The sequence below is a fragment of the Pantoea vagans genome (genome assembly GCF_004792415.1).
In the GTDB taxonomy this organism is placed as follows: Bacteria; Pseudomonadota; Gammaproteobacteria; order Enterobacterales; family Enterobacteriaceae; genus Pantoea; species Pantoea vagans.
Genome location: NZ_CP038854.1, coordinates 358,618 through 383,522, shown reverse-complemented (window position 1 = coordinate 383,522; position 24,905 = coordinate 358,618). Strand labels below are relative to the sequence as shown.

At 56.2% G+C, this 24,905-nt stretch carries 26 protein-coding genes; 11 read left to right on the top strand and 15 right to left on the bottom strand.

Features of this window, described 5'->3' with window-relative positions:
* Nucleotides 1-2 precede the first annotated feature (2 nt).
* Both EGO56_RS20650 and EGO56_RS20645 read left to right on the top strand, forming a co-directional pair.
* The gene (locus EGO56_RS20650) at nucleotides 3-758 is read left to right on the top strand and encodes a thiazole synthase (protein ID WP_135910892.1); all 756 of its coding nucleotides are present in this window, start codon (nucleotides 3-5) and stop codon (nucleotides 756-758) included.
* 9 nt (nucleotides 759-767) lie between these two features.
* Nucleotides 768-1,736, top strand: a complete 969-nt coding sequence (locus EGO56_RS20645; RefSeq protein ID WP_135910891.1) for a HesA/MoeB/ThiF family protein — start codon at nucleotides 768-770, stop codon at nucleotides 1,734-1,736.
* 9 nt (nucleotides 1,737-1,745) lie between these two features.
* Here the strand turns inward: EGO56_RS20645 and EGO56_RS20640 are convergent, their stop codons facing one another.
* Both EGO56_RS20640 and EGO56_RS20635 read right to left on the bottom strand, forming a co-directional pair.
* Entirely contained in the window at nucleotides 1,746-2,159 is a 414-nt protein-coding gene (locus tag EGO56_RS20640) for an ASCH domain-containing protein (RefSeq protein ID WP_135910890.1), read from the bottom strand.
* A gap of 223 nt (nucleotides 2,160-2,382) precedes the next feature.
* A complete protein-coding gene (locus EGO56_RS20635) occupies nucleotides 2,383-2,925 on the bottom strand; it encodes a DsbA family protein (protein WP_135910889.1) in 543 nt (180 codons plus the stop codon).
* Between the two features lie 316 nt (nucleotides 2,926-3,241).
* On the opposite strand from EGO56_RS20635, the gene EGO56_RS20630 reads away from it, so the two are divergent.
* The 6 genes from EGO56_RS20630 to EGO56_RS20605 all read left to right on the top strand — a co-directional run bounded on the left by EGO56_RS20630 (nucleotide 3,242) and on the right by EGO56_RS20605 (nucleotide 9,711).
* The gene (locus EGO56_RS20630) at nucleotides 3,242-3,511 is read left to right on the top strand and encodes a hypothetical protein (RefSeq protein WP_013196137.1); all 270 of its coding nucleotides are present in this window, start codon (nucleotides 3,242-3,244) and stop codon (nucleotides 3,509-3,511) included.
* Between the two features lie 464 nt (nucleotides 3,512-3,975).
* Nucleotides 3,976-4,563, top strand: a complete 588-nt coding sequence (locus EGO56_RS20625) for a fimbrial protein (protein WP_135910888.1) — start codon at nucleotides 3,976-3,978, stop codon at nucleotides 4,561-4,563.
* 54 nt (nucleotides 4,564-4,617) lie between these two features.
* Nucleotides 4,618-5,286, top strand: coding sequence for a fimbrial biogenesis chaperone (locus EGO56_RS20620; RefSeq protein WP_135910887.1), 669 nt, complete (start codon nucleotides 4,618-4,620; stop codon nucleotides 5,284-5,286).
* A gap of 123 nt (nucleotides 5,287-5,409) precedes the next feature.
* Complete coding sequence (locus EGO56_RS20615; RefSeq protein WP_238349030.1) at nucleotides 5,410-7,860, top strand: fimbria/pilus outer membrane usher protein; 2,451 nt, start codon at nucleotides 5,410-5,412, stop codon at nucleotides 7,858-7,860.
* 16 nt (nucleotides 7,861-7,876) lie between these two features.
* Entirely contained in the window at nucleotides 7,877-8,986 is a 1,110-nt protein-coding gene (locus EGO56_RS20610; RefSeq protein WP_135910886.1) for a fimbrial protein, read from the top strand.
* Between the two features lie 197 nt (nucleotides 8,987-9,183).
* The gene (locus tag EGO56_RS20605; RefSeq protein WP_013196143.1) at nucleotides 9,184-9,711 is read left to right on the top strand and encodes a sterol desaturase family protein; all 528 of its coding nucleotides are present in this window, start codon (nucleotides 9,184-9,186) and stop codon (nucleotides 9,709-9,711) included.
* On the opposite strand, the gene crtB is transcribed toward EGO56_RS20605, so the two are convergent.
* The 6 genes from crtB to EGO56_RS20575 all read right to left on the bottom strand — a co-directional run bounded on the left by crtB (nucleotide 9,650) and on the right by EGO56_RS20575 (nucleotide 16,161).
* A complete protein-coding gene (gene crtB / locus EGO56_RS20600) occupies nucleotides 9,650-10,579 on the bottom strand; it encodes a 15-cis-phytoene synthase CrtB (protein WP_135910885.1) in 930 nt (309 codons plus the stop codon). The genes EGO56_RS20605 and crtB overlap by 62 nt on opposite strands.
* Nucleotides 10,576-12,054 (bottom strand): phytoene desaturase, encoded by a 1,479-nt coding sequence (locus tag EGO56_RS20595; protein WP_135910884.1) that lies wholly within the window; start codon nucleotides 12,052-12,054, stop codon nucleotides 10,576-10,578. Before EGO56_RS20595 ends, crtB begins: the two co-directional genes overlap by 4 nt.
* On the bottom strand, nucleotides 12,051-13,211 hold the full coding sequence (crtY, locus tag EGO56_RS20590) for a lycopene beta-cyclase CrtY (protein ID WP_135910883.1): 1,161 nt from the start codon (nucleotides 13,209-13,211) through the stop codon (nucleotides 12,051-12,053). Before crtY ends, EGO56_RS20595 begins: the two co-directional genes overlap by 4 nt.
* Complete coding sequence (locus EGO56_RS20585) at nucleotides 13,198-14,493, bottom strand: glycosyltransferase (RefSeq protein WP_135910882.1); 1,296 nt, start codon at nucleotides 14,491-14,493, stop codon at nucleotides 13,198-13,200. The genes crtY and EGO56_RS20585 overlap by 14 nt, the downstream gene beginning before the upstream one ends.
* Before the next feature lie 9 nt (nucleotides 14,494-14,502).
* Entirely contained in the window at nucleotides 14,503-15,411 is a 909-nt protein-coding gene (locus EGO56_RS20580) for a polyprenyl synthetase family protein (protein WP_033735574.1), read from the bottom strand.
* A 219-nt stretch (nucleotides 15,412-15,630) separates the two neighbouring features.
* Nucleotides 15,631-16,161, bottom strand: coding sequence for a YtfJ family protein (locus tag EGO56_RS20575; RefSeq protein WP_135910881.1), 531 nt, complete (start codon nucleotides 16,159-16,161; stop codon nucleotides 15,631-15,633).
* A gap of 171 nt (nucleotides 16,162-16,332) precedes the next feature.
* On the opposite strand from EGO56_RS20575, the gene EGO56_RS20570 reads away from it, so the two are divergent.
* Entirely contained in the window at nucleotides 16,333-16,560 is a 228-nt protein-coding gene (locus EGO56_RS20570; protein ID WP_033735577.1) for a hypothetical protein, read from the top strand.
* A 42-nt stretch (nucleotides 16,561-16,602) separates the two neighbouring features.
* Here EGO56_RS20570 and EGO56_RS20565 read toward each other — a convergent pair whose 3' ends face one another.
* From EGO56_RS20565 to EGO56_RS20555, 3 genes are all read right to left on the bottom strand, one after another.
* Nucleotides 16,603-17,280, bottom strand: coding sequence for a pirin family protein (locus tag EGO56_RS20565; protein ID WP_135910880.1), 678 nt, complete (start codon nucleotides 17,278-17,280; stop codon nucleotides 16,603-16,605).
* 126 nt (nucleotides 17,281-17,406) lie between these two features.
* Nucleotides 17,407-19,137: a DUF2534 family protein gene (locus EGO56_RS20560; protein WP_135910879.1), complete on the bottom strand. Its 1,731-nt coding sequence runs from the start codon at nucleotides 19,135-19,137 to the stop codon at nucleotides 17,407-17,409.
* A 45-nt stretch (nucleotides 19,138-19,182) separates the two neighbouring features.
* Nucleotides 19,183-19,605: a DUF2946 domain-containing protein gene (locus EGO56_RS20555; RefSeq protein WP_135910878.1), complete on the bottom strand. Its 423-nt coding sequence runs from the start codon at nucleotides 19,603-19,605 to the stop codon at nucleotides 19,183-19,185.
* Between the two features lie 218 nt (nucleotides 19,606-19,823).
* Between EGO56_RS20555 and EGO56_RS20550 the strand changes: the two genes are divergently transcribed.
* Both EGO56_RS20550 and EGO56_RS20545 read left to right on the top strand, forming a co-directional pair.
* Entirely contained in the window at nucleotides 19,824-20,762 is a 939-nt protein-coding gene (locus EGO56_RS20550) for a D-2-hydroxyacid dehydrogenase (protein ID WP_135910877.1), read from the top strand.
* Nucleotides 20,763-20,977: 215 nt separating this feature from the next.
* Nucleotides 20,978-21,931: an Rpn family recombination-promoting nuclease/putative transposase gene (locus tag EGO56_RS20545; protein ID WP_135910876.1), complete on the top strand. Its 954-nt coding sequence runs from the start codon at nucleotides 20,978-20,980 to the stop codon at nucleotides 21,929-21,931.
* A 137-nt stretch (nucleotides 21,932-22,068) separates the two neighbouring features.
* Here EGO56_RS20545 and glsB read toward each other — a convergent pair whose 3' ends face one another.
* The 4 genes from glsB to EGO56_RS20530 form a co-directional block, all read right to left on the bottom strand.
* Complete coding sequence (gene glsB / locus EGO56_RS20540; protein WP_033784998.1) at nucleotides 22,069-22,989, bottom strand: glutaminase B; 921 nt, start codon at nucleotides 22,987-22,989, stop codon at nucleotides 22,069-22,071.
* Nucleotides 22,990-23,080: 91 nt separating this feature from the next.
* Nucleotides 23,081-24,280, bottom strand: coding sequence for a CynX/NimT family MFS transporter (locus EGO56_RS20535; protein WP_135910875.1), 1,200 nt, complete (start codon nucleotides 24,278-24,280; stop codon nucleotides 23,081-23,083).
* 174 nt (nucleotides 24,281-24,454) lie between these two features.
* Nucleotides 24,455-24,625 (bottom strand): hypothetical protein, encoded by a 171-nt coding sequence (locus tag EGO56_RS22385; protein ID WP_167493461.1) that lies wholly within the window; start codon nucleotides 24,623-24,625, stop codon nucleotides 24,455-24,457.
* Between the two features lie 104 nt (nucleotides 24,626-24,729).
* Nucleotides 24,730-24,903 carry a GhoT/OrtT family toxin gene (locus EGO56_RS20530; RefSeq protein WP_008924737.1) on the bottom strand — a complete coding sequence of 58 codons (174 nt, stop codon included), beginning with the start codon at nucleotides 24,901-24,903 and terminating at the stop codon, nucleotides 24,730-24,732.
* Between the last annotated feature and the right edge of the window lie 2 nt (nucleotides 24,904-24,905).

Below are 24,905 nucleotides of genomic sequence, written 5' to 3'. Positions count from 1 at the left end.
CCATGTTCTATCAATTTGCCCCGCAATCCCGTTTTCTGCTCGGCACCGCCGGATATCCGTCACCCGACATTCTGCATCAGGCGATCGACGCGTCAGGTGCGGAGATTATTACCGTCAGCCTGCGTCGTGAAGGCAGTGAAGGCGGTGCCTTTCGCACGCTGTTGCAGCAGCTCAACAAACGGATTCTGCCGAATACCGCGGGCTGTCATACGGTGAAGGAGGCAGTGACGACGGCACAGATGGCGCGTGAACTGTTCGACACGCCGTGGATCAAGCTGGAAGTGATTGGGCATGCCGACACGCTGCAGCCCGATCCCTTTGCGCTGGTTGAAGCCGCCCGGATCCTCTGCGCTGATGGCTTCCAGGTCTTTCCCTACACCACCGAAGATCTGATTGTCGGCGAGAAACTGCTGGAAGCGGGTTGTGAAGTGCTGATGCCCTGGGGCGCACCGATTGGTTCCGGTCAGGGGCTGCGTAATATCGAAGGGCTGCGCGCCATGCGGGCGTGGTTTAAAGATGTGCCGCTGATAATTGATGCGGGCATCGGTGCGCCAAGTCAGGCGGCGCAGGCGATGGAGATGGGTTTTGATGGCGTGCTGCTTAACACGGCGGTGGCAAAAGCACGCGATCCGATGCGGATGGCGGGTGCCTTTGCCGCCGCGATCCACGGCGGACATGAGGCGTTTCAGGCGGGATTGATGGAGCAGCGCGACATGGCGTCAGCTTCAACACCCATTTTTGGTCTGGCACAGTTCTGAGGAGCAGCAATGGATCGTTATCAGCGACAGACCATGTTGCCGGAGATTGGAGAAGCGGGGCAACAACGCCTGAGCAGGGCAAGGGTGCTGGTGGTGGGCGCGGGCGGACTCAGCGCGACACTGCTGCCGTTACTGGCCGGCGCGGGCGTGGGGTTTATTCGGCTTTACGATGGCGATCGGGTTGAGTTGCACAACCTTCACCGGCAGACGCTGTTTGGTGTCGGGGATGTGGGCCAGCCCAAAGCAATCTGTGCGCAGCGCGCGCTGGCGCAGCGAAATCCTGACTGCCACGTTGAGGCGCATACCCGGATGTTGAGCGCCAGTCAGTTGCCGAACGCGCTGGAGGGGATCGATCTGGTGGTGGATGCGGCGGACAACTTCGCCATTACCTATCAACTCTCCGACGCCTGCTCTCCGCGTGGTCTGCCGCTGATCTGCGCCTCGGTGCTGGGTCGTAAAGGTTACGTCGGTGGATTCTGCGGCGGTGCGCCCGGTTATCGTGCGCTGTTTCCTCAGTTGCCGATGGCTTCGGGAAACTGTAACACGGCTGGCGTAATGGGGCCTGCGGTGGCGACGCTGGGCGCGATGCAGGCGCAGATGGTGCTGAGCGTATTGCTGAAACTGACGCCGTCGCCGCTCGGCTGCATGATCCACTGCGACTTTGTGGACTGGCACATCAGGCAATTCCGCTTTGATGACGCGCCTGAACCCGACGCGCCGGGTATCCCGTTTATCGATAAGCCGATGCTCAGTGAGGACGATTGCATTGTGGAACTGCGCAGTCCCGAAGAAGCGCCGGTCAGTGTGGCCGAACGGGTGCTACGCATTCTGCCGCAGCAGATAGCGGCCTGGCAGCCGCCGTCCGATCGGCGCGTGGTGCTGGTGTGTGCCAGTGGCATGCGTGCAGCTCAGGCAGCAGAGAACCTTGCCGCACGGGGGATCACGCGGATAGCGCTGATGGCGGCAAACACGCTGTAGCCTGCCGGTCTACACAACCTCGACCAGCTGGAACGTCTCGAAAATCAGCTCCATTTCCTTATGGAAATAGCCTTCACGTTCAAAGTAGCGCTGATGCTCTTGCCGCCAGTGGTCGAGGCTGAGATCGCCTTCCCCCTCCAGCATCGCCATCTCTGGCGTGACGCGGTCAAAACGCGTCAGGAACAGTCCGGTGGTGCGGATCACGCAGACGGGCCGTTGTTCGCCGTTCAGCACAATGCTGTAGCCGCCTGGCTGCGGCAGTGCTTCCTGCTCCTGCCAGCTGCGTAACGAACCGCAGGTGGCGACCTTCTTTCCGGCAATAATCAGCGTTGCCAGCTCGCTGGCTAATTCCGGGGAGTCACCGAATGCATCTGTAAAGGCACCCGGATATTTGTCCTGCAGTTGTTCCAGCGTCATCGACATCCGAAAATCCTTAATAAAATAAGCGCCTGACCGGCATAAATGCAGGTCAGCGTCGCCGTTAAGATGATGGTGCAGCGGTGTAAATGCTGCTGATAGCGCTACAGCTTACCCGGCCTGCTCATGGGAAAACAGGCTTAATTTTCAGGAGATTGGGTTTGCGTGCGTGCGGGATTGCAGAGGAGAGATACAGTCTGACGCGGCCAGCTACAGCCGCGCACAAAAACTAACGCATCAGAAAGCTCGCCCAGTGTTCAATGTCGTCACCGCTGCTGATGTCGGGTTGCACCAGACCGTTCACCATAAAGGTGGGTGAAACATGGATACCATTCTGGCGGGCGTATTTGCAGTGCCATTTAATCGCATTCTGCAGATCGGGCTGATCAAATGCGGCGCTGGCATCCACACCGCTGTACTCTTTCAGGCGGGCCAGAATCTGGTTCGGCGTCGCATCGCGGTTCGGGCCGGTACAGTGATCGGTAAACTCAAACTCTTCGCGATGATCGGCGACGGCCTGCATCACCTTCTTCGCCGCCACTTTACTGTCGCTGGCGGCGGCAAGAATATAACGCACAATCACGCCGGAGTAGAGGTGCCACGGCTGTGATTGCAGGCGAATCTTCAGGGTCATCTTCTCTTCACCCACGTGCGCCAGTAACGCGTCGAATTTATTGAACGCGCGTACCGAAAAAGGGCAGGTGGGTTCCAGAAAGACTTCAAAGATTGCGGGACCGTGGCCCCAGATCAGGACATCAGCATGCTGACTCATCGAAAACTCCTTAAAGATAAACGGAACGGGAAGTCTCCTTACCCTGGCAAATCCGCATCACATCAGCCAGTTGAGAATCAGCCGTAATTGTTACAAAAAACAGCAATCAGCAGCTGACCCGCGCGTAACAGGCGACAGCCAGGGCCATAAATCGTTAGAATTATCGGCTTTGGCATTCTCAACAGCTGGCCCTGCATCGTCACGTGCGAGCAGCTATAGTTATCTGCAGAATTTGCTCGCCCGAATAATGAAGCCATTTCTGCTTTTGCCTGCTGATCGTCTGCCCGGGGCCGATAAGCGTTAGAAGAGGTTAATTTTGTATACCGATCTTACCTGGAAAATTCTCCATCGCGTCATTAACAAGACGATCTCTGACATGCTGGATGAGCAGCAGAGTATTGACGTGTTATCACTGCGCGCCCGGCTGCATGAGCTGGCTGAAAAAGAGGAGGATGAGGTCATGGTGCTCTGTTACTGGCAGGCGAGTAAAATTCTGCTTCGACTCCCCACCACCGTGACAGCCAGCCAGTTGATGGTTGCCGCCCGTCACGCTTTTCGCACGCCGATGGATCATGATCGGCTTTAAATTCTCCGGACCGGCGACGGGCGAGCCAGACATTCATCTCAGATTAGTTTTGGAGCAGGGATCTGAGCCTCGTAATGATCGTGGCGGGCAACTATTCAGGACGTCCATCCATGACTTTATTGCGATTAATCTCTAAATATATTCTCATTCTGGAATCTGTATTTATTCAATGTAAGTAAAGTGCGCTACAGAAGTGAATATAATATCTGATGAGTGCAGTAAAAAGGTCAGTTAATACTTTTCTTAAATTGTCACAGGTTGATCCAGAACAATAAATGAGGTCGTTATATTGCCTGAAGGGACAATGAAATCGTCTGTTTATCTTTTATATAGTTATGCGCCATTAATATGCTGGCAACATAATAAACTCCAGGTTGTTATGTTGGCGCATTTAATAAATGCATATCTATCCATCAGGTGGCTGACCCCAGCCACTTTGCATGTATTGAAAAGAGACAGGTTTGATGAATATCAGAAAACGTATTCTGCCAGTGGCACTGGCTGGCCTTATGATTTCCGGATCGGCATTGGCAGCAACTGACGGCCCTTCACCGATGAATACAAATCCGGGTGCAAAAGCTGGTACTCAGGGTGCAGGTGGCGAAGTGAAATTTACCGGTGAAATTACCGATGTTTCCTGTAACGTTTCTACCGGCAGTCAAAGCCAGACTATTGATTTAGGCAAATGGGCGAAATCCTATTTCGAGAGCCGCACCGAAACCACTGAAACCCCCTTCACTATTTCAGTGCAGGACTGCCCGGCATCGGTCACTAAAGTGGCCGTGCTGTTCGATGGCGATAAAGATAGCGGTGACAATACGCTGCTGAAAGTGACTGATGGTGGCGCAACTGGCGTGGGCATCAAACTCTACGAAGCTGACCGCAGCACACCGATTGCTATCGGTGCCATTTCCAAAGCGGTCGACGTGGTTAAAGCTTCAGAGGGGGGATCTGCCGACCTGAATTTCTATGCCAATTATAAAAGTGACGGAGCCGCGATTACTGTCGGCAAGGCCAACTCAGTTTCAAACTTTGTGATGGTTTATAACTGATTAAAAGCAGGGGCAACCCTGCTTCCCTCTCAAATATCAACGGCGTAAATGACTATGTTTAAAGTAATAAGAATTATTTCGCTTTTCTCTGCGTGTATGCTGAGCATGGCTGCTCATGCAGGTGTGGTGATGGGAGGGACACGTATTATTTTTGCGGAGGGGAAAAAGGAGGCCACGCTTTCCGTCACTAATCAGGATAAAAATATTCCCTACCTGATTGAATCCTGGATCGAGAATTATCATTCAGACAATTCGGCACGGGTGCCTTTTATTGTTACGCCACCGTTGTTCCGTCTCGATGCGGGAAAAGAGAATCTGTTAAGAATAAATTATCTGGGAATGCCGCTGCCGAAAGATCGTGAATCCGTGTTCTGGCTGAATGTTAAATCTATTTCGCCTGCGCCACGCGATAAAAGTAATCAGCTGCAGGTTAATATCAAATCGAAATTTAAGCTTTTTTACCGGCCTAAAGGCCTGGCGGGGAATCCGGCTGACGCCTGGCAACAACTCTCGTTTCGCCATGAAGGCAGGCAGCTGATTGCGCATAACCCAACCCCTTACTTTGTCTCTTTTTATTCGCTCAGCGTTAACCATCACGCCATTCAGGACCCAGGCATGATTGGCCCGGGTGAGGATCGTCAGTGGACCGTCGCCGATTCCGGCGCAGTGACCTGGTCTGCGATTAACGACTACGGCGGCATCACCGAACAACGTACGCGCTAACTGTTTTTTTGATTTGAATCCGGGGCACTAACAGTGAAAGTCACTCCACAGGCTGAGACAGGCAAGAAAAGGCACGCGAAAACGTTTCACGCCTCTCCCTGGCTTGCAGGCGTTCCGGGTCTGATGCTGCTCATGTTCTGCCCGCTGCGTGGTGCCCGCGCGGATGACTACTTTAATCCTGCGGCGCTTGAATTTTCATCCGATCAGCATAACGCCGCCGATCTTCACTATTTTGCCCGTGAAGGCGGCCAGCAACCGGGTACCTATCATGTGACGCTGTTGCTCAACAACCGGGTGATTGATAGCCGCGATGTCACCTTTGTGCAGGGCAGAAACGGGCTGGTTCCGCAACTGACGGTTGCCGGGCTTTCCGCAATGGGCGTCAATGTTGATGGCTTTTCCGCATTCAGCCGTTTAAAGAACGGTGAGACCATTGACGAGTTAAGTGATTTCATACCCGATGCTGCGGCCGACTTTGATTTCGCGCATCAGCAGTTAAATCTTTCCATTCCTCAGATCGCCCTGAAAATAAAAGATCGCGATTATGTCGATCCTTCGCGCTGGGATGAGGGCGTATCGGCTGCTTTTGTAAACTATAACCTCACCGGAAGCAGCAGCCGTAATGAGAGCGACCGCTGGAATTCAACGCTGCTCAGCCTGCGCAGTGGAGCCAATTTTGGCGCATGGCGACTGCGTAACACCGCCACCTGGCGTTACGATCTGGTCAGCCACTGGCAATCCCAGACCACTTATCTGGAGCGGGATCTTAAGACACTGAAAAGCCAGTTCCGGGTCGGGGATACATACACCTCTGGCGACGTTTTTGACAGCGTACAGTTTCGCGGTGTGCAGATCATGTCTGATGACACCATGCTCCCGGAAAGTCAGCGCGGCTTTGCGCCGGTGATACACGGCATCGCCCACAGCAATGCGCGGGTCACGGTGAGTCAGCATGGCTATGTGATTTATGAAACCGTGGTTGCACCGGGTGCATTCGAAATCAAAGATCTCTATCCCACCGCGCAGAGCGGTGACCTCGACATCACTATCCATGAAAGCGATGGCTCGGTACGCACCTTCACTCAACCTTACTCTGCAGTGCCTTACATGCTGCGTCAGGGTCATCTGAAATACAGTGTCAGTGGTGGTCGTTATCATTACTCAGGCAGCAACAATCTGCGTTCGCCTGAGTTTGTGCAGTCCACGCTGTTTTACGGACTGCCGCATGACTTTACCGCCTTTGGCGGCGTTCAGATGGCGCAGAATTATCATGCTGTGGCAATCGGTCTGGGTAAAAGTCTGGGCGATTTTGGCTCGCTGGGAACCGATGTGACCGTAGCCAAAACCCGTTTACCGGAGGGCCAGAGCAGCAGTGGTCAGTCAGTCCGCGCACAGTATCAGAAAAATTTCGCCTCCACGAATACCACCTTCAGCATGGCAAGCTATCGCTACTCCTCCAGCGGCTTCTATGCCTTCAGCGAAGCCAACGCGATGACCAGACCGGCAAGCTACGTGGCTAACAAGCGCAGTCGCTCGGAGATTTCGATCTCGCAGGGGATTGGTGATTATGGCAGCCTTAGCGCTTCTGCCTATGTGCAGCGCTACTGGCGATCAAATAGTGAAGATCGCACCCTGCACCTGGGCTTTTACAGCAACTACAAAGCCATTTCCTGGGGCGTTGCCTGGTTTTACACCGACTCGACCAGCGCCCGTAAGGCTGACCGCGCGGTCTCGTTTAATGTCTCTGTTCCCTTCAGCGCGTTGCTGCCAGACAGCTCTGTCAGCTACAGCATGAACTCCAGCAACGATGGGGATGTCTCGCAGCAGGTCAGCCTGTCGGGCAGCGCGTTGCAGGACAACAACCTGCACTACAACCTGCAACAGGGCTATGACAGTCAGGGACAAAATCTGAACAGCAACGGCTCGCTGGACTATCGCGGCAGTCGCGGCAGTGTCAGTGCCGGGGTCAGTCATGATCGCCACAGCACTCAGTTTAGCTATGGTCTTTCGGGCGGCATCGTCGCGCATGCACACGGCATTACGCTGAGCCAGCCGCTGGGCGATACCTTCGCGATCGTTCGTGTGCCGGATACGGCCGATGTGGGCATTCAGAGCAGCAGCAATGTGGTCACCGATGGTCGCGGCTATGCGATTGTGCCTTCTCTTTCGCCTTACCATGAAAATGCTATCGAACTGGCAACTGATACGCTGCCTGACAACGTTGATGTTGAACTGGATGGGCAAACGGCCATCCCGACCCGCGGAGCGATTGTAATGGCCGACTACGCCACCCATGTGGGTAACCGGGTGCTGTTCACGCTGACCTGGCAGGATGCCTTCCCGCCATTTGGCGCGGCAGGTCAGATTGCCCGCGCCGCAGAGGGTAAAGAGGGCAGCACGAGCGGTATCGTCGCTGAAAAAGGCGAACTTTATCTGAGTGGTGTACCCGCTCAGGGTATTATCGAGGTGAAATGGCAGGAAGAGGGGGTGGAGAAAAGCTGCCGCGCGCCGTTCCGCCTGCCTGCCGCCAGCGGCACGAACCCGGTCAGACTGGTCTCGGCCGTTTGCCAGTAATTCACAGGAATTTAAGATGAAATCAGTTCTGCGTTTAGTGAAAGGGCTCATGCTAATCATCCCGACATTGTGTGCTTTACCTGCACTGGGGCAGGAGTCCTGTCAGGGCGTCAGCCAGGTGGTCGTTCAGGTGCATAACGTCAACTATGTGCCGGGCGCAGCTGATGGCACACCCATTTCTGCGCAGATGCCGCTGCAGAGTGCCAATGCCTTTACCTGTAATAAAAACAGTGGCGAGCAGGGCTATAACTACAAAGATATGGGGTTTGAGATCAATGCTGAAGAGTCCGGCTTGCAGACCAATATTGCGGGCGGGCACAATACCCCAATATACCGTGTTCCAGGGGTCGAGAGCATCGGGTTCGCGATTGGTTTCAAGGAGCCGTCTTATTGCGGTGGCGGTTTCGCTGATACCACCGGTAAGGGCAAAATCAGCTCGATCTGCAACTCCCAGACCAGCCCACAGTTCAATTCTGCCCACGACATAACCCTTCAGTCCTATGTGGTGTTCTATAAAATTCCCGGACAGCGCTCGCCGCTTAATCCTGGCGATCAACCCGCCTCTGTCGGTGAGGTGAACATTGGCAATGCCAGCCTAAAGGTCGGGGACAGCGCAGCCAGCAGCCAGCCAATCATTGACAAGCCGCAAATTTTCCTCTCCAGCTTTACCGTGCAGTATGGCAGCTGTTCTGTGGTCACCTCCCAGTCCGCCATTAATGTGGACATGGGAAAAGTGAGTAAGGCGGAATTCAGCGGTATCGGCAGCCGGGCAGGAAGCGAAAAGGGCTTTCAGATTCAGGTGATGTGTGAGCACAGCGCAGCCGTCAAAGTCGGCTTCTTTGGGATGGCTACATCAGGCGATAAAGATGCCATCAGCCTGACGCCGCAGAGCAACTCAGCGTCCGGCGTGGGCATTGCGCTGACCTATGGACCCGGTCTGCAGGTCCCGGAAGGTCAGCGCGTGCCGCTGAATGTTTCAACCGACCAACTACCGGTGCTGACGACGGTCTCTTCTCCCAACCAGGCGGCGTCGATGGCGTTTAACGCACAATATATTCAGACTGACGGGCAGGTGATGGCGGGAAAAGCGGACGGCACAGTGACGTTCAATCTCGTTTATAATTAACAGGCACAGGCTGTGGATCACCGGCGAATGTCGCGTGATGCTGGCTGTAGGTGTTATCTGCTCCGCTCAGCATCGCTATATGACCCGTCTCCTGCAGCAATCGTTAAAACCCGCTAACCCCAACCCGCGGTTTTCCCTAATCTCTGTTAAGATTATTCCTCTGCGCCACTTTGCAGGATGCATGTTCGGGAGAAGCTATGTTGTGGATTTGGAATGCCCTGATTGTTCTGGTCACCGTTATCGGCATGGAGATAACGGCGGCGCTGGCGCACAAATATATTATGCATGGCTGGGGATGGGGCTGGCATCTGTCACATCATGAACCCCATAAGGGCTGGTTCGAGGTTAACGACCTCTATGCGGTGGTGTTCGCGGGCCTGTCGATTTTACTGATTTATCTGGGCAGCACGGGCATCTGGCCATTGCAGTGGATCGGCGCAGGGATGACGCTCTATGGCCTGCTCTATTTTATCGTCCATGACGGTCTGGTCCATCAGCGCTGGCCTTTCCGCTATGTGCCACGCCGGGGTTATCTGCGCCGGCTTTATATGGCACACCGCCTGCATCATGCCGTACGCGGCAAGGAAGATTGTGTTTCGTTTGGTTTTCTCTACGCGCCGCCGCTGTCAAAACTGCAGGCGACGCTCAGGGAACGACACGGCGTTAAACGGGGCGCTGCCAGAGATAAGCCGGGCGCGGAGCAGGATGCGCCATCCGGGAAGTAACCGCCTGACCGGATGCCGCCACCAGCATGACCAGTTTCTCTGGCGTGCTGGTGGACTGACGTTGATCCCACGCCTGGGCACCTGCCTCAACCACTTTCATCCCAATCTTACGGTAGACCTGTTTTGCTGTTGCAATGGCCCACGCTGAACGCAGCGGTAAACCGGGCAACCCAGCCGATGCCGATCGATAATAGGGCTCTGCCGTCTCCACCAGCCGGCGGGCAACGCGGCTGAGTGCCTGACGATTGCGCGGGTCGGCCAGCGTCTCCCGCGTCAGCCCCTCTTCAGACAGCCACTCTGCGGGCAGATAGCAGCGTCCCGTTTCAGCATCTTCAACGATATCGCGGGCAATATTGGTCAGCTGAAACGCCAGACCGAGATCGCAGGCGCGATCCAGCGTCGCGTTGTCGCGCACGCCCATAATCTGCGCCATCATCAGGCCCACTACACCCGCCACGTGATAGCAGTAGCGCAGCGTATCATCCAGCGTCTGATAGCGGGTCTCATGGACATCCATCGCAAAGCCAGCCAGATGATCAAAAGCGTAAGCAGGCAGAATATCGTGCGCCATCGCGACCTCCTGAAAGGCGGCAAAGGCGGGTTCATGCATCTGCGATCCGGCGTAGGCCTGACGGGTTTTCATCTCCAGCTGCGCCAGGCGCTGTTCGGCGGATTGCAGTGACGGCGTATCGTTGCTGAATCCCAGCACCTGATCGTCAATCACATCATCACAGTGACGACACCACGAGTAGAGCATCAGCACACTGCGGCGGGTTTTGGCATCAAACAGTTTCGATGCCGTGGCAAAGCTTTTCGAGCCCACTTCCATGGTTTCTACGGCATGATCGAGCAGTGACGGACTATTCAAGCCAGATCCTCCAGCATCAATCCTGCGGTGGCCTTGGCCGAACCAATCACCCCTGGAATGCCCGCGCCAGGATGGGTGCCCGCGCCGACCAGATAGAGATTATTAATATTTTTATCGCGGTTATGGGGCCGGAACCAGGCGCTTTGCGTCAGAATCGGCTCGACCGAAAACGCCGAGCCCTGATACGCATTCAGTTCATCGCGGAAATCAAACGGCGTGAACATGCGGTGCGTCACCAGCTGGCTGCGCAGGCCCGGCATGTAGTGCTGTTCCAGATAGTCGAAGATGCGATCGCGCAGGCGCGGTCCTTCTACGGCCCAGTCGATATCGGCGGTGCCGAGGTGCGGCACCGGTGCCAGCACGTAATAACTGCCGCAGCCAGCGGGTGCCAGTGACGGGTCGGTCACGCAGGGCGCGTGAAGGTAAAGCGAGAAGTCCTCTGCGAGGGCATCCTTGTTAAAGATTTCATCAATCAATTCACGGTAGCGCGGGCCAAAGCAGACCGTATGATGCGCGAGCTGATCGTGATGATGATTCAGACCAAAATAGAGCACAAACAGCGAGTTGCTCATGCGCTTGTTCTGCAGGGATTTGCCCTTTGCCACCGCAGCCGGATGCTGACTCAGCAGTTCACGGTAGGTATGAACCACGTCCGCATTAGAGGCCACCGCGCGGGTCGGGAATACCCGGCCATCTTTCAGGTGCACAGCGGTGATTTTATTTTCCTGCGTCTCCAGCCGGGCAACGCTGGCATTCAGCTCCACTTCGCCGCCCAGATCTTCAAACAGCTTCACCATGCCCTGCACCAGGGCGCCCGTGCCGCCACGCGGGAACCAGACGCCCCATTCACGTTCCAGCGCATGAATCAGGGTATAGATTGACGAGGTGGCAAACGGGTTTCCGCCTACCAGCAGCGAATGGAAGGAAAACGCCTGACGCAGATGCTCATCTTCAATATAGCTCGCCACTTTGCTGTAGACGCTGCGCCACGCCTGCAGTTTTGCCAGCTGAGGCGCGGCACGCAGCATGTCGCGGAACGACAGAAACGGCACGGTCCCAAGCTTCAGATAACCTTCCGCAAACACCGCACGGGAATAGGCCAGAAAGCGACGATAGCCTTCTACGTCGCGCGGATTAAATGCGCTGATCTGCGCCTCCAGCGCGGGCTGATCGTTGTCATAACTGAATACCTTGCCGGACTCCCAGCAGAGGCGATAAAACGGCTTCACCGGCAGGAGTTCGACATAGTCAGAAAGCTTCTTGCCTGCGAGGGTGAACAGCTCTTCAATAGCACTGGGATCGGTAATCACCGTGGGGCCGGCATCAAAGGTAAAGCCCTGATCCTCGTAGACATAAGCGCGGCCGCCAGGCTTGTCACGCTGCTCCAGCAGTCGCGTAGGGATCCCTGACGCCTGAAGGCGAATGGCCAGAGCCAGACCACCAAAGCCTGCACCAATTACTGTCGTTCTGTTCATTGCATCGCCTGTTGACGGTGAGGAGTCATAATAGCCTGTAGCGCAGCCAGTACGGGAACCGGCGGCTTGCCGCTTAAGATGCGCAGCCGATCAGACACAGTGAGTTTTCCCGCATAAAAACGGGCAATCAGACCTTCGGGAAGGCCGTAAAAACGTTGCATAACCTGCCAGCGCTGGTCAGCCGGACCCGCCAGAAACAGCATCCGGTTCAGCATGCGGAAGAAGCGCTGCTGCTGCCAGGTGTGACCGGCAAACTGCTCAATGGTGGCGTGCAGGGTCTCAGAGGTGAACGACTGCATCTGCGCCAGCCGGTCAGCCAGTGCGACCGCCAGCGGCAGCGAGTAGCCGGTGGTCGGATGGAATAACCCGGCTCGCAGACCGCTGCAGGGCAGATCGCGTGTCTGCCAGAAGGCCTCCACGTCGCCGGTCAGCGTAATCGGTAACGCACCCTGTTCTTCACGTAAGAGCTGCTTTAACTGCCAGCCCTGCTGAGCGGCATAGTCACGGATATTCTGACGGGCACGATCGCCTTCCAGCGTGGCATTATCAATATAGTGGGTATCTTCAATCAGCAGCGTATCCGCCGAAAAGGGCAGGCTGTAGACAAAGCGATAGCCTGACTGCTGATCCACGGTCGCGTCCATGATGATCGGCGCGGTCAGGCCGTGGGGCGCACTAAGCTGCCACTCCTGACCCACAAACGCCTGGAAGCCCATGCGCAGCGCACCATCGGGCTGATAGCCGCGTCCATCGATCACTGCGTCAGTTTCCAGCACCCGGCCATCCGCCAGCGTGACAGAGCGTGAAGCAATGCTCGCCACGCGGGTGTTCAGCAGCAGATCCGGCGCAAACCGGTCGCGGATGACCTGCGCGAAGCGCTCTGCGGTGACACAAAAATAGCCGCTGTTAAGGGAACGGTTTCGTTGCGGAAAGCGCACCTCATAACCGGGCCAGTGATGAACCACCAGCGGAGCAATCCAGTGATGCTGCGTGTCAGTGAGATCGTCCGCATGAAACGACCAGGTATGATGCGCGCCAGGCTCGCTTTCTGCATCAATCAGCAGAATGCGCAGTGAAGGACGCTGCTGGCGTAAACGCAGGGCGATTAAGCCATTAGCCAGCCCTGCGCCCACCAGAATCAGATCATACCGCGGCATAATCTCTCCTGGTGACGACTGGTTTGCGGGTCTGCATCGCCTGCTCGACGATATCCGCCGCCAGCGTTGTGCCGCCCGCCTGACAGAGCGCAGTGCGCAGCGTTTTCATCTGCTGGCCGTAGCTTTCATCAGCCAGCAGGGTCTGAAGCTGACGGGCCATCGCGTGGCTGGTGGTGAAGCGTGACGCGCGACGTCCGATACCGTGCCAGACCACTCTGGCCGCGACGCCTGGCTGATCAAAGGCCAGCGGAATCGCCAGCAGTGGCGTCAGATGGTTAACCGCATCCAGCACGGTATTCATGCCGCCGTGGGTAATCGCCAGATCGGCCTGCGCCAGTGCGGCAGCCTGATCGGCAAAATCGACCACCTGCACATGGCTGGACTGCGCCAGTTTTTCCGCCTGAAACGGTGACAGGCGACCGCAGTGCGCCAGCAGCAACTGCGCGTCGATCTCCTGGCAGGCGCGAACGATGGTTTTAAACAGGCCGTAGCGATGTCCCTGCAGCGTACCGAGTGATGCGAAAATGCGCGGTCTGTCGCCGTGCGGGAAGTAGCGTGGCTGCGACGCGGCAGGTGCTGGTACCGCTGCACGCAGCGGACCTACCGAATGAAAGTGGTCGGGCAAAGACTGTCGGGGAAAATCGAGTTCCGGCATCAGCTGGCTGATCTGCGCCAGGGGTGAAAAGCAGTGATGCAGCTTTTCCCGTGGTGTTAATCCCATCGCATGGGCATTGCGGGCGATAACGCGATCGTGACGGCGCATCAGCCAGTCATAAATCTTTTCACTGGCGCGATAGCGTTCGCGTGCCTGATCGGTGTTTGCATAGTCAAACGGCATCACGGCCAGCGGAAAATCGGGTTCACGGTTAAGTGGCAGCGCACAGGCCACAGAGACGTAGGGCAGGTTCAGAGACTCTGCTGCCAGTGCACCGGCTGGCTCCATCTGATCGACGATCACGCCATCAATCGCCAGCGTCTTCAGCACCACCGGCAGTTCACGGCAGAGCATCTCTGTGCTGCGGGCCATCTCATTGATTAACTTAAGCATCGACGGGCCAAGAGGATGCGCCGCCAGCTGCAGGGTATGCGCCAGACTGCCTGCCGGATGCGAGGCGAGACCCAGCGGGAAAAAGCCGATCCTGCTGTCAGTCAGTAGTGCGCTGACATCCGTCTGCTGGAGAAAGGTAATCTGGTGTCCGCGTGCGATTAAGGCCTGGCTCAGATGCGTAAGCGCCTGCACATGGCTATAGAAGGGCGGTGCAATGACCGCGAAGTGGCTCATGCAGCATCCTTAACTGACGGCAGCGAGTTTTTTCTCAAACCAGGCCTGAACAAAATGATGAGTGGCATAACCGTCCTGGCAGGCCGAAAGCAGATGCTCGCTGGCACAGCGCAGGTGATCGCGCAGTCGCGTTTCAACCGCCTGCGGCCCCAGCAGATTGACCAGCGTCGATTTGCCGTCATCCTGATGGGCATCTTTGCCGGTATCGGCCATGCCGTCGGTGAGATCGTCCAGCAGCTGAAAGGCCTGACCAAGATTCAGCGAGAAGCGGTGCAGCTGTTCGCGCGCCTCTTTTGGGGTTTCCGCCACAATAGAGGCCATCTGCATCGAGGCGCAGAACAGGGTGCTGGTTTTGTAATGATTAGTCATCAGAATCGCGTCGGCACTGCGTGGCTTATCGCCTTCTGAAAGATCCTTGAACTGACCCTGAACCAGACCCTGCATGCCGACCGCGTGGGACAGCTCCGCGACCGCATCGGCTCTGGCGGCAGCCGTTAAGCCTTCAGCCATTGCAACCACGCCAAACGCCTTACTCAGCAGCGCCACTGCGGCCAGAATCGCGACATGTTCACCATACTGGCAGTGAATGGTTGGTCGTCCGCGACGCAGCTGCGCGTCATCCATGCAGGGCATGTCATCCAGAATCAGGGAGGCGGCGTGCACCATCTCAACCGCGCAGGCGAGATCCAGCAGCCCGGCAGGGGTGGCGCTACAGCCGAGATCGCGCGCGGCCAGCAGCAGCAGCAGCGGGCGAATACGCTTTCCCGGTGCCAGCGCACCCTCGCGCATTGCCGCGCCGACTAAATCACGTTCACTCTCAACCGGTAAAAGCTGATCAAGCCGTTGCTCAATGTCGTTCAACAGGCTGGCTGCATCACTGTGGCTGAAATTGACGTGTTGTTCTGCACAGACCGTCATCATGGCTGTCCTTATCTACAGAGGAAGTCACAGCAGGTCGAAATGATTCGATGCCATCTTCAATAATCGTCCCCGACTGCCACAGCATAGTTGGCAGGTTTTCAAAGAACGGCGGGTAAATCCATTACAACTAAGCGTAGCTTACAGCGATAAAAATGTCGGCGAATTCAGCAGTATTCCGCGTTTTGACGCGCCATGCTGACCACTATATTGCCTGAATCAGCCCAGCAATGCGCGCAGCTGTTTCATTACGCTGGCGACATCCTCATCTGATAATGCGCCATCTTTAGCGAAGCGCACAATCCCTTCCGGATCAATCACCACGACGGACGCGCTTGCCGGCTGAAGATGCCAGCTGTGAGCTGTGACGCCACTGCTGTCGATAATAAATTGCTGCCAGGGTGCCGCTTTTTTGCTGGAGGCGATGCTGCGCACCACAAAAATGGCACTGCCGGGCAGGGCATCGTCGGTATTTACGATGGTGGTGGTCTGGATGCGGTCACGCGGCAACCGGGCCTGCTGAATAGCTTCGATTAAGGGGGCACTCTGATCTTTGGCGGAAAGCCGGCCAGCAACATGAATCACCAGACGCACTTTTCCGGTCAGTGTCTGACTGTTCCAGCGCTGATAATCGATGTCGCCCTGATTCAGCACCATTTCGCCTTTATCGGCAATGTAAACCGGCGGGACAGGCTGACCGGGTGTCAGGGTGTGGGCAGTGGCAAAGCCAGGAAATAGCAGGGCAAGCATCAATCCATAATGGCGCACGGGTTCCTCACTTCTTTTCGTTTTACGGCAGGCGAGGCGAGCTATCTCATCAGCAGGCAGAAGATTAGTACCACATCTATGTTTCAGATCAATAAAAGCATTAAAGATTTGGGCTGAAAATGCAGGGAATAGTTTGTTAACAGGAGGTGGAAAATGAGTACAGCACTGATGACCTTACCTGAGTTTGCCCGCTACATTGGCATCGCTACGCCGACGCTGGCGCGTGCCTTTTGCTGCCGAGGATCGCTGGCGGGTGTGCCGCTACCGCAGGCGCTGGATGATGCACCGCTGACACAGCGCCACTGGCTGCGCGACGATGTACGTCAGTTTGATCATGCCTATAAGCGGGTGCAGGCGATGCAGCAACGCCATACGCTTTAATCTGTGTGGAACCAAAAAGCGCGGGAAACGCCCCGCGCTATGTTATGCAACGTTGTCTGGCCTGACCAGGAAGCAGACCAGATTGGCATCCCTGTCGCCGGTGATCTCCATGCTGCTATCCAGACCGCTCACCGCATCGCCACGACTGAGTCGCTGATCGCCAATGCGAATAATTCCTTCCAGCACGGTCAGATAAGCCACAAAGCCCGGCATCGAGGGCACGTCCACCGTCTGATTGCGCTCCAGCAGCGTATCGTAGATATAGACTTCCTGGCGCAGTTCCAGCGGGGCGTCAGACTCTTCCGGTCCGGCCAGTTCGGTCCAGCCGTTAGTCATAATGCCCTGATCGCGCTCCAGCACCTGAGTCATCGCTTCACCGCCCGGCTGCGAAGGCCGGATAACGGCCTGCAACAACTCCGCTTCATACAGCGGCACCGACTCTTCGTACTGAACGCCCTCACCGGCATTCACCACCATCACCTTTTTCGCAGAGAGCTGGGTACGCTCGCCGTTACTGTCCTGATGCTGCATTGAACCGCGCCACAGGTAGGTGAACACTTCTTCATCCTGATGCTGCTGCATCGGAAGCCGGGCATCCAGTTTCAGCGACATCAGGTCAACCGTGAGCAACGGGCTAAGCGCCTCGCCAGGTCGCTGACGACGAACGGTAAAAGGACCGTACTCAAAGAGTTGTTCAGGATTAGCTCGCACAATGTTCATGATTTGTTCTCAGATAAAGGAAGGCATAACAACGATCATAGACCTCAGGCGCAGAATGAGAAGCCGGATGATTTGCCCGGCTTCGTCAGTTATTTTGAATAAAAAATCACGCGGGGCGCCATCGGCTTATTTGCCCTGTTCGTCGCTCTCACCCAGGAAGAAATACCAGAGTGGGATCGACAACAGCCCGGTAAAGACCGTGGAGTAGAGCAGGATCATCATCGCCTGGGTGATATACATGGTCAGCGACCAGTGGCTGAAGGGGATCTGATACTGGTCAATCACGCCGCCAATCATCGCATTCGCCATCACTGAAATCACAATCAGCGCCAGCACCGTGACGCTGCGGAGAAAATAGCGCATCTCTTTGCGCTTTCCGGCGAAGCGTGACTGGACGATAGCCAGCGGCGACTGCTTATCTGGCGCAATTTCTTCCCGGATGACCGACGCGCGCTGCGCGCTGCGCCAGCGCTGAATATCCAGCAGGATCAGCACCACCAGGCTGATGCCCATAACAGGCAGCGCATAACCCAGCGCCAGCGTCACTATCAGGCTGGTGCCCTGTGCATAACGCGGCAGTGCAAGCCAGGCGGACAACAGCGTCTGCGAGGGGCTGAGCTGGGGAACCGCCGGGCGGCGAATCCACCACATGCGGTAGCCCAGCACAATCATCGCACAGAGTCCAAAGCCGAACAGGGCCAGAATCAGCTGGTTAGGCAGGCCAAACAGTACACCCATATGCGCATCCACGCCCCAGCGGGTCAGTTTCGCCACCAGCGGGAAGCTGGCGAACTCAACGCGGTCGACCACGCTGAAATCAGCCGGATTGATTGAAACCGCATCAACCTGGCTTGGCCAGCTGCGATCAATCTCCGACACCGTCCAGGCCTGTTCTGCGTTCTTAGGCTGACGCAGCTCCAGTTTCGCGGCGTGCAGTCCGGCCTGGCGTGCTGCTGCCAGCGCCTGATCCCAGCGGGTATTCGGTTGATTCAGGACCACCGGCGCGGCGGTTCTGGCTGGCATGGTCATGCCGGACATCGTCATGCCTTCCATCGCACCGCGATGGTCAGCATGCGGATCGGCGGCTTCAGCGGGCGCGTCACCGTTCAGTGCGGTATTAACCTGCGGCGTTTTCCAGCCAAAGTCGCTGCGCATCTTTTCAATGTTGTTGCCTGCCCACTGTGACCAGGTCAGTCCGGTTACCGAAAAGAAGACCAGCCCGATAGCCAGCAGCAGGCCCAGCGTAACGTGCCAGTGACGCGTTGCCGCAAAACCGCTGCGCACTTTTCTGCGGGTGCGCGGTGGCCGGGTGCCGGACCATAAAACGATCCCGCCCAGCGCGGCGACCCACAGCCAGGAGGCTGCCAGTTCGCTGTAGTTACGGCCAAAATCGCCCAGCAGCAGGCCGCGATGCAACTGATCCAGCCACATGCGCAGCGGCAGCACACCGCTGGTGCCATACACCGTCATATCGCCTTTCACCTGCAGCGTGTAAGGATCGATAAACAGCGATCGCGATTCTGATGGGCCAAGCTGAGGCTCAGCAAACTGCACGCGGGTGGTATCCTGCGGACCCGGCGCGGGACGCACGGCATAGATACGTGCTGATTCACCCGCTCGCGCACGTGCGGCAGCAATCTGGGCTGACAACGGCTGCGCCTGGCCCTGTGCATCGGTAGTCAGGGCATCGTGGTAGATCGCCTGTTCCAGCTGCGGCGTCAGAACATAGAGTGTGCCGGTGAGCGCGGCGACAAAAATAAACGGCGCGATAAACAGGCCGATGTAAAAATGCAGGCGGCGAAAAAGATTAAACAGCGTGCCGCGCGGTGCAGGGATAATTTCCTGAGAAGAGGACATAGCATTCCACACTTTTCAAAAGACAAAGGCGACTGGGTGACGTTGTCACGCAATCGAATCAGAAAGCAGTGAGTGTGACGCGAAAGCAGGTGGCGCTCGTGGCCGGTGGAGACGCAACATCCATCGCCACGGGGGCGGATTAATCTCAGAGGGCGGCGGGGCGCAGCTGATCAGGCTCATCCACCAGATGAACGGGATAAACACCCAGAGCATCAGCGGTACATGCACCAGTAAATCGCAGTAGCCACAGGCAAAACCAGGGTCCATCATCATCCCATGGTCCGCCATCGACATCATCTCGCTGTGATGATGCATCATCGGCATTTCTGCGCTCATGGCAGATGCACGTTGCATCGTGGCGTGATGCTCAGCCAGATTCTTTGAAATCATCGGGGCCACAAACAACAGCAGCACGGCCAGTATCGCAATACCGGCAGTGAGTCGATGTCTGAGTGAAGATTTCTGCATGATTTCAACGGGCGCAAGGGGTGAAAATTACGGGCGGCAGTGTAACGCGAAGGGGATAAAAGGGTTAAATAAAGTGGCGTCTGTTCCAAAAAAATTCGCACTCTTTGAACATATTCACTTTAATTCCAGCATCATTTAACTTAGATGTTACCCGTTAAATACATACAAATAACATTGATGGGCCGGTTGCATTAAACCAAACCCATAAAGGACTGAAGATGAAAATTGTAATGCTGGATGGTGACACACTGCCTGTCTCTCTGCCGACCGGGCAACAACAGGCTGACTGGGAGATTCGCGCACAGACACCGGTCAGTGACATTGTCTCTTCGCTTGCGGGCGCGACGGTTGCGATTACCAATAAGGTGCCGTTGAGAGCCGATACCCTGGCGCAGCTTCCCGAACTGCGCTTTATCTGTGTTGCGGCGACAGGTTATGACTGTATTGACCTCAACACGTGCCGTGACCGCGGCATCGTGGTCAGTAATGTGCCCGGCTACTCTACCCAGAGCGTGTCTGAGGCGGTGATTGCCGCCATTTTCGCCCTGCGTCGTCAGATAATGGCTTATGCCGTTAATACCCGCATAGACTGGCCGCAGGCGCAGCACTTCTGTCTGCATCGTCAGCCGATAGGGGATATTGGCGGCGCCACGCTGGGTATCGCGGGCAAAGGTGATATCGGACAGGCGGTCGGCAGGCTGGCCCAGGCGCTGGGAATGAAGGTGCAGTACGCGGAGCGCAAAGGCAGCGACAGCGTGCGTGAGGGCTATGTCAGCTTTGAGCAGATGCTGGCCACCAGCGATATTATTTCGCTGCACTGCCCATTAAGTGACAGCACTCGTCAGATGATTGACCGTGAGGCGCTGACGAAAATGAAACCGCAGGCGCTGCTGATTAACACCGCGCGCGGTGGACTGATTAACGAGGCCGATCTTGCTGAGGCATTAAAGCAGGGGCTGATTGGCGGCGCGGCGCTGGATGTCCTGAGCAGCGAACCACCTTCTGCCGATAACCCACTACTGGCGGATTTGCCCAATCTGCTGCTGACGCCGCACATTGCCTGGGCGAGCCGTAGTGGCGTTGAAAATCTGGTGACTGGCGTGATGGCCAATATCGTGGCCTTTATTCAGGGCGAGCCGGTTAACGTGGTGAGCTGAGCGGGATGGAATGGCTTTTTAAGGCCCGTCATTCGTTGATATTCAGAGCAACCTCGTAGAATTCCGGAAAAGCGTTTTACGGGGTTCAATCATCAGAGTATTCATTTTGTTATTTCCATCCGTACATTAAACGTTCGTGCGCTACAGGATTTAGCGCCATTTACTGGCTGAATCAGCCGTTGTCAGCGCTTCAGGAACAGAAAGGATTCTGGTCAGTGAAAAAGAACAACAGCACGCCCACGCCTCATGATGCGACATTCCGGCAATTTCTGACTCAGCCGGATATTGCCCGGGATTTCATGGCGCTGCACCTGCCGCCAGAACTGCGCGAATGCTGCGATCTCAGCACATTGAAGCTGGAGTCGGGGTCGTTTGTCGAGGATGACCTTCGGCAGTACTTCAGCGATGTGCTTTACAGTCTTAAAACTACCGCTGGCAATGGATATATCCATGTACTCATTGAGCATCAGTCATCACCTGACAAACATATGGCATTTCGGCTGATGCGCTATGCAGTGGCTGCCATGCAGCGCCATCTTGAAGCTGGGCATAAGAGACTGCCGCTGGTGATACCCATACTGTTTTACGCGGGCAGACGCACTCCCTATCCTTATTCGACCCGGTGGCTGGATGGGTTCGACGACCCGCTGCTGGCGGACAGGCTTTACAGCCACAGTTTTCCGCTGGTCGATGTCACGACGATTCCTGACGATGAGATCATGCAACACCGCAGCATGGCGGCACTGACCCTGTTGCAGAAACATATCCGGCAGCGGGATCTGGCAGAACTGATGGACAGGCTGGTATCCATTTTGATGGCAGGCGATCACTCTTCATCGCAGGTGATATCACTGGTAAACTACATTGTGCAGGCGGGCGAAGTATCAGACGCCAAAACCTTTGTACAGGAGCTGGCACAGCGTGTGCCCCAACACGAGAACGCACTTATGACTATCGCACAACAGCTTGAGCAGATAGGGCTTGAGAAAGGCATTGAGCTGGGCATTGCACAAGGTCGCATCGAAGGCAAAGAGATCGGGCTTCAGGAAGGAAGGCAAAGCATGCAACTCAGAATTGCCCGCACTATGCTGACGAGTGGGATGGATCGCAATACCGTCATGCAGATGACCGGTCTTACAGAAGAAGAGCTGGCACAGCTTTCGCACTAAGAATTTTTTGAGCGCTGATTAACGCTGCCGACTCAGATCGCCAGCGTACTGCACTGAAGATCTAAAATCAGCTTGCCGGAATCATGGGAACTCCATCGCTTATCATCACGGCAAGCCTGTTATTTGCGCGCTCAGAATCAAAATATCGAGCGTCCCAGCTTTTCCGTCAGCAACTCCAGTACAGCGGTACCTGCCAGCGAATTACCTGCACTGTCCAGCCCGGGTGACCAGACGGCAATGCTCATCTCGCCAGGGATGACGGCAATAATTCCGCCACCCACGCCCGACTTCGCAGGCATCCCGACCCGCCACGCAAATTCACCTGCGCCGTCATACATCCCGCTGGTGATCATCAGTGCGTTAATCTGCCGTGCCTGACGCGGTGTAATCATCTGGCTGCCATCCAGTGTTTTACCCTGATTAGCCAGATAGACGAAGGTGCGCGCCAGTTCAACGCAGTTCATCGACAGTGAGCAATAGTGGAAATAGGTCTGCATGACGCTGGTGACATCGTTATCGAAATTACCAAACGACTTCATCAGCCAGGCGATCGCGGCGTTGCGGGCAGAATGTTCAAATTCAGAGCGGGCAACGTGGCGATCATAATTGATATCGGGCTGCTGGCTCAGCTGGCGCACAATTTCCAGCATTCGCTGGCGCGGCGCGGTCAGGCGGGTTTCAAGAAGATCGCAAATCACCAGCGCCCCGGCATTAATAAACGGATTACGCGGCTTGCCCTGCTCCAGCTCCAGCTGCACCAGAGAATTAAACGGCTGGCCTGATGGCTCTTTGCCCACCCGCTGCCAGATTTCACTGTCGTCATAGCGGGTCAGCGCCACGGTTAGCGATAGCGCTTTGGATATGGACTGAATCGAAAAGCGCGTCTCCGCATCGCCCGCCTGAAAGAGGGTGCCATCACGCAGGCAAACGGCTATAGCGAGATTATCGGCCGCGACATCAGCCAGCGCGGGGATATAGTCAGCGACTTTTCCCCGATGGACCAGCGGACGCACCTGATCCAGGACCTCCTGCAGCAGAGCATTATTCAGTTCAGACACGCACTTTTCTCCCGTCGGTTTTTGCTGGCCGGTAAGGCGCTATGCAGTTGCGCCCGGCCAGTCATCTGTTATGAGTCGCTGAGCCGCATTTTCAGCTGATGGGTTTTGACTGTGCTGCCAGCGGAGCCAATACCATCTGTAACAGGCTCAGCAGTGTCAGCACGCTGAAGGGCAGCGTCCAGTTACCGCTCTGTTCATGAAGCACGCCAAAAAACAGCGGGCCCAGGGCTGCCAGCGCATAGCCCACACATTGCGCCATGCCTGAAAGTTGTGAGGCCTGACGATGATGCGTGGCGCGCAGATTAAACAGCGAGAGGCAGAGCACCAGTGAAGCCCCGGCGCCCAGTCCGGCCAGTGTCAGCCAGATCACCGCCCATTGCGGATTAAGCAGCAGACCTGACATACCAAGGAAAATACCCGAGGAAGCAATGAATGCGGTGAGCCGGGCATCTTTCACCCGCTTCAGCGCAACCATACAGCCCAGGTTAGCAACGATTGCAATTGCCTGATACCAGAACAGCAGCCAGCCAGCCTGCGCCTGAGTGAAGCCATTATCCTGAGCAAATACGGCAAACCAGTCGATCAGGGTATAAAACGCCAGCGATTGCAGTGCCATAAACAGGGCGATTTGCCAGCCACCGGCTGAGCGCCACACATGACGATGTGCACCCGATTCGTCTGCTGGCGCTAAAGTTGACTGCCGCTGACGTAAAAGTGGCAGCCAGGCGAGCAGCGCAACCAGTCCCGGCAGCGCCCAGACAACCAGTGAGAGTCGCCAGCCCGCCGTTGAAAGCTGGCTCAGTGGCACGGCAATGCCGGACGCCAGGCTGGCGGTAATCGACATGGTGGCGGCATACAGGCCAATGTATCTGGCAGTATGGGCGGTGAAATCGCGCTTAATCAGCGGTGGCAGCAGTACGTTGGCAGCGGCAATGCCTGCGCTCAGCAGCAGCGTTCCGCTCCATAATGCCGCTTCAGCGGGCAGCCAGCGCAACAGTGAACCGGCAGTAATCAGGCACAGTGCGCCCCACAAACTGCGTTCCAGCCCGACCCGATTTCCCAGCCAGGCGGCTGGGGGGGCGAGCAGGGCAAACAGCATCAGTGGAATAAAGTTAAACAGGCCTGCTTCGCTGGCGCTAAGGCCAAAAGTCTGGCGGATATCCTGCAGCACCGGGCCGACGGCGGTAATCGGTGCCCGAAGATTCGCTGCGGTGAGCAGCAGGACGAACAAAAAAAAGCTGGCGCTGGATAATGCAGCGAGGGGTTTAGCTTGCTGTTGTACAGGCATCATGGCAGGGATCATCACATGCAGCAGTGCTGCGGGGGCGTTGGTTGACGTTAACGCTTACGCATCAGAATTGATGTCTGGGCGCTACTTTACTGACCGGTCAGCGGCCTGTAAAGCCTTGTTATGTGATGAAATAGCGTAAATGCGATCTCGCCATAGCGATCGCTGTATAGCTGATTAGTGGAACTCAGGCTCGGGGAAGTGACCGCAGTCGTTCTGGCTGGGATTAGAGCCGGGCTGGCAGGTCTGCTGCCGGGTTTCGGCCGCGAGAACCGGTTTTTCAGCGTGCCACGGGGCGCTACAGGCACTGAGAAGAGAAACCAGAATCATCACACTGATTACGCGCATATCCGCTCCTTATTAACCGTCATGAGCAAGGTCACGTCGGTGATCGGCGGTTGGCAGGTCAGGGACGTCTTACCTGAGTGTGGTCGCTAAGGGGATAATGTCAATTAAAACAGCGCAAACATCAGCGCCACAGGAAAACTCATCGGCCAGGTGGCACCCACCAGAAAGGCGCTCAGCAGTTTGATGCTCAGCTTATCTTTGGCAATGAAAAAGGTGATCAGCGTCGCGACCAGTGCAACAACGGCATAGAAAATTAGCATACCCTGGTACAGTGTCATTG

Excerpts from the sequence above, each read along its gene's own strand:
- EGO56_RS20565 (WP_135910880.1), bottom strand. The coding sequence starts at position 17,280 with ATGAACATTGTGCGAGCTAATCCTGAACAACTCTTTGAGTACGGTCCT.
- EGO56_RS22385 (WP_167493461.1), bottom strand. The coding sequence starts at position 24,625 with ATGCGCGTAATCAGTGTGATGATTCTGGTTTCTCTTCTCAGTGCCTGT.
- EGO56_RS20555 (WP_135910878.1), bottom strand. The coding sequence starts at position 19,605 with ATGCAGAAATCTTCACTCAGACATCGACTCACTGCCGGTATTGCGATA.
- EGO56_RS20610 (WP_135910886.1), top strand. The coding sequence starts at position 7,877 with ATGAAATCAGTTCTGCGTTTAGTGAAAGGGCTCATGCTAATCATCCCG.
- EGO56_RS20560 (WP_135910879.1), bottom strand. The coding sequence starts at position 19,137 with ATGTCCTCTTCTCAGGAAATTATCCCTGCACCGCGCGGCACGCTGTTT.
- EGO56_RS20640 (WP_135910890.1), bottom strand. The coding sequence starts at position 2,159 with ATGTCGATGACGCTGGAACAACTGCAGGACAAATATCCGGGTGCCTTT.
- crtY (WP_135910883.1), bottom strand. The coding sequence starts at position 13,211 with ATGCCGCGGTATGATCTGATTCTGGTGGGCGCAGGGCTGGCTAATGGC.
- EGO56_RS20620 (WP_135910887.1), top strand. The coding sequence starts at position 4,618 with ATGTTTAAAGTAATAAGAATTATTTCGCTTTTCTCTGCGTGTATGCTG.
- EGO56_RS20625 (WP_135910888.1), top strand. The coding sequence starts at position 3,976 with ATGAATATCAGAAAACGTATTCTGCCAGTGGCACTGGCTGGCCTTATG.
- EGO56_RS20605 (WP_013196143.1), top strand. The coding sequence starts at position 9,184 with ATGTTGTGGATTTGGAATGCCCTGATTGTTCTGGTCACCGTTATCGGC.
- EGO56_RS20570 (WP_033735577.1), top strand. The coding sequence starts at position 16,333 with ATGAGTACAGCACTGATGACCTTACCTGAGTTTGCCCGCTACATTGGC.
- EGO56_RS20595 (WP_135910884.1), bottom strand. The coding sequence starts at position 12,054 with ATGAACAGAACGACAGTAATTGGTGCAGGCTTTGGTGGTCTGGCTCTG.
- EGO56_RS20650 (WP_135910892.1), top strand. The coding sequence starts at position 3 with ATGTTCTATCAATTTGCCCCGCAATCCCGTTTTCTGCTCGGCACCGCC.
- EGO56_RS20585 (WP_135910882.1), bottom strand. The coding sequence starts at position 14,493 with ATGAGCCACTTCGCGGTCATTGCACCGCCCTTCTATAGCCATGTGCAG.
- EGO56_RS20635 (WP_135910889.1), bottom strand. The coding sequence starts at position 2,925 with ATGAGTCAGCATGCTGATGTCCTGATCTGGGGCCACGGTCCCGCAATC.
- EGO56_RS20645 (WP_135910891.1), top strand. The coding sequence starts at position 768 with ATGGATCGTTATCAGCGACAGACCATGTTGCCGGAGATTGGAGAAGCG.
- EGO56_RS20530 (WP_008924737.1), bottom strand. The coding sequence starts at position 24,903 with ATGACACTGTACCAGGGTATGCTAATTTTCTATGCCGTTGTTGCACTG.
- EGO56_RS20535 (WP_135910875.1), bottom strand. The coding sequence starts at position 24,280 with ATGATGCCTGTACAACAGCAAGCTAAACCCCTCGCTGCATTATCCAGC.
- EGO56_RS20550 (WP_135910877.1), top strand. The coding sequence starts at position 19,824 with ATGAAAATTGTAATGCTGGATGGTGACACACTGCCTGTCTCTCTGCCG.
- EGO56_RS20575 (WP_135910881.1), bottom strand. The coding sequence starts at position 16,161 with ATGCTTGCCCTGCTATTTCCTGGCTTTGCCACTGCCCACACCCTGACA.
- EGO56_RS20615 (WP_238349030.1), top strand. The coding sequence starts at position 5,410 with ATGCTGCTCATGTTCTGCCCGCTGCGTGGTGCCCGCGCGGATGACTAC.
- EGO56_RS20580 (WP_033735574.1), bottom strand. The coding sequence starts at position 15,411 with ATGACGGTCTGTGCAGAACAACACGTCAATTTCAGCCACAGTGATGCA.